2 protein-coding genes are annotated in these 3,582 nt (G+C 36.4%); both read left to right on the top strand.

The window, feature by feature from the left end:
• The first annotated feature begins 112 nt into the window (after positions 1-112).
• Positions 113-769, top strand: coding sequence for a COG1470 family protein (locus FLACOL7796_RS03010; RefSeq protein WP_173969354.1), 657 nt, complete (start codon positions 113-115; stop codon positions 767-769).
• A gap of 33 nt (positions 770-802) precedes the next feature.
• On the top strand, positions 803-3,582 hold a 2,780-nt coding region (locus FLACOL7796_RS03005), incomplete at its 3' end, for a SprB repeat-containing protein (protein ID WP_173969353.1).

Here is a 3,582-nt window from a genome sequence, read left to right as displayed (position 1 = left end):
CTTCAACGAGTTTTTAGGTTAGTTACGGACAAAAAAAATCAAAATTAACGCCTCTATATAACTTTGATTCTGTTAAAACTTGATAAACACCAAAAACAAAAAACCTAAGCATATGATAACTAAAACTACTCTTGGAAAAGCAGTGAAATTTGTTAACAATTGTAAGTTTATTTTTTCTTTCAAAAAAAACATTTTTCAGAAAAACATTTTTTCTCTACTGCTTTGTTTAATTACATGTATCTCATTTGCACAGTCTGGTTCGTGTAATTCAGAAATTACGATTGCGGGAGATAAGGAGCAAAAGTATAATGGCTTCGAAACTTCGTTTTTACTTCAAATTAAAAATACGGGAACTACTACAGACACTTATCAATTATCTGCAGAAAATTTTTCAGGCTTTGCCGAAAACCCGGACGGAAGTTCTACACAAAATAATGTTTTACTGAGTAATAAACTGCAGAGCAAAAATAATTCAGCTCTTAGTAAAACCATTACACTTGCTGCCGGAGAGTCTGTCGAATTTTATGTAAAACTAAACTTAATCGATAGTAGTAAACTTGACCAATGGAATGGTACAAAAGTTACCGCAACTTCCGGCTCTTGTCCGGCAAACCAAACTCAGGTTATTGTTTATACCTACATTCCTCCTAAAAAAACAAAGGGAGTCGGTTTTAATAAATCTTCCTTGGATTTAAAAAACATAATGACTTCAAGAGCCGCTTATGTTTTCTTACTACAAAATGTAGTTGCAGTTCGTTTTTTCTCTTAGCATAACCATCTCATCAATATTAAAATTTTTAATATGGAAAACTTTACTTTTAAAATCAGAATGAAAATCCTTCTAAGTTTTATACTAAGCTCTTTATTTATAAATGTTTATGGCGGAGAAGGTACAAAACAAACCACTCCGGATGTTAATCACAGGGCTTCGCTTTGTATTAACAACAATGAGTACGGTAATTTTGCCAGATACGGTTCTACTAATGAACAACGTTTATACATTAGGATTCAAAACCCAAATAGTGAAAAAGTATATTTGGGGTTTAGTAAAGCCAGAAGATCTGCTCCTGATAATAGCAATTCAGAGGTTGATTCTAAATTCAGAATTTTAGATCCTAACGGAAATGTTGCGTTTGCAAGTTATAATTTAACTACTGCTACATCGAATATAACCGGTACAGAGGCACAAAAACTTTCAAGAGCTCAAAACGGGCCAAATGGAATTAATGGCATTACTACAACTGGTTACACTCCTATTGTCTTTGATCCAACTGGTATGCCTGCTGGTGATTATTATATTGAATTTGAAACTAACAACTCTAGTTATACAGAACTTTATTATAATTATTATGACATTACGGTTGCTAATAATTCTACTAAAAATTCTATTTCAGGACGTCTTTATTCTAAACGTTGGGCGCTTGCCATGGATGATGTTAGTACTGACTTTAATGGCTCTTTCTTTGTTTTTGCGCCAGATAACGGCTCTACAACGGGAGCTATTACACAAAATGGTTTTGTAAATAAAATTAATTTTAATGGTGCAGGTTTTAGACCCTGGTACTTTAATGTTGCTTTTAATAATACTGGAGCAGGAAGCACAGGAAATACAGCTAATGATCAAAAAAGTGTATGGAATGCAGCTAACGCAACCAAGATGAGTCCGAAATACGAGGTTTTTCTTAATGACCCGGATATTAATGTCTGGAAAAACGGAACTTATAACGGAAACATACAAATAAACGGGATCACCAATTGCGGTATTGGAGAAAGTAATATCAATATTAGCGTTTTTAAAAGTGGTACAATTGATATACTTCTTGATTTTAATAATGGTGACGGAATTTATACTCCTGGCACTAAAGATGTATTAACTACACAAAGTGTAACGGGTTCAGGAGCTCCGCCCTATGCTGTTAGCGTGCCGTGGAACGGAAAAGATGGATTAGGAAATGTTATCCCTCAAGGTACTACAATACCAATTGTGGTATCGTTTGGACAGGCTGCTTTTCATTTTCCGATGTATGACATTGAAGAAAACCAATACGGATTTTCATGCACAACTGTAAGGCCGGCTGCTCCGTCGGGATATGTTTTAAAACTTTATTGGGACGATAGTAACATTACTTATACTGGAGGAGTTTTTAGTAGCAAAATAAATCTTACCGGATGTACTCCAAACAATACTCCTCCCGGCAATTGTCATACCTGGAATAATTTCAATAGTAATAATAATGGTAGTCCTCAGTACGGAAATTTAAATACGATCAATACATGGTGGTATGCAAATCGGGATTTTGTAACCTCTAATATTACTTTACCTCCGTTTTATACCGTGGCAGCGGGTCCAACAACCAATGTGACTTGTTTTGGCGGAAACGATGGAAAAATTCAGGTAAATGTTACCAACGGAACTGCTCCTTTTACCTATTATATTAACGGAGGAACAACTCCAAATACTTTACAGAGTTTAACTGCCGGAACTTATAATATAAAAGTAGTAGATGCTAATGGTTGTTCTGCAAATTTAAACGGAATAGTTATTACACAACCTACCGCGGCTTTAGCACTTGCAGCTTCTTCTAAAACGGATGTAATTTGTTTTGGAAAAAATACCGGAACAGTAACTGCCGGAGCGGTAACCAATTCTATCGGAACTTTGACATACGCATGGAAAAATGCAGCAAATGTTTCTGTTGGAACAACAGCTTCTGTATCTGGTCTTGTAGCCGGAACTTATACTGTAACCGTTACCGATAATTGTTCTTCTCAATCTAATTCGGTTACCATATTACAACCAACTGCAGCTTTAGCTCTTGCAGCTTCTTCCAAAACAGATGTTGTTTGTTTTGGAAAAAATACAGGAACGGTAACTGCCGGGGCGGTAACTAATGCAGTAGGAACAGTAACTTATTCATGGTTAAATTCAGCGAATGTTTCAGTAGGAACTACAGCTTCTGTATCTGGTCTTGTAGCCGGAACTTATACTGTAACCGTTACAGATAATTGTTCTTCTCAATCTAATTCAGTTACTATTTTACAACCTGCAGCTGCTTTAGCTCTTGCAGCTTCTTCTAAAACAGATATTACTTGTTTTGGTGCGAGTACCGGAACAGTAACTGCCGGAGCGGTAACCAATGCAGTCGGAACAGTTACCTATGCATGGAAAAATAGCTCTAATGTTTCAGTAGGAACTACAGCTTCTGTGTCTGGTCTCTTAGCCGGAACTTATACTGTGACCGTTACCGATAACTGTTCTTCTCAATCTAATTCGGTTACAATATTACAACCTGCAGCTGCGTTAGCTCTTGCGACTTCTTCTAAAACGGATGTAATTTGTTTTGGAAAAAACACCGGAACGGTAACTGCCGGAGTAGTAACTAATGCAGTTGGAACAGTGGCTTATTCATGGTTAAATTCAGCGAATGTTTCAGTAGGAACTACAGCTTCTGTATCTGGTCTTGTAGCTGGAACTTATACTGTAACCGTTACAGATAATTGTTCTTCTCAATCTAATTCGGTTACCATATTACAACCTGCAGCTGCGTTAGCTCTTGCAGCTTCTTCTAAAACAGATGTTGT

Origin of the sequence: Flavobacterium bizetiae (assembly GCF_902804475.1) — a bacterium.
Taxonomy (GTDB): domain Bacteria; phylum Bacteroidota; class Bacteroidia; order Flavobacteriales; family Flavobacteriaceae; genus Flavobacterium; species Flavobacterium bizetiae.
The sequence above is the reverse complement of the archived record's forward strand: the minus strand, read 5'-3'. Positions and strand labels throughout refer to the sequence as shown.

Coding starts and splice junctions, on each gene's coding strand:
- FLACOL7796_RS03010 (WP_173969354.1), top strand. CDS start 113: ATGATAACTAAAACTACTCTTGGAAAAGCAGTGAAATTTGTTAACAAT.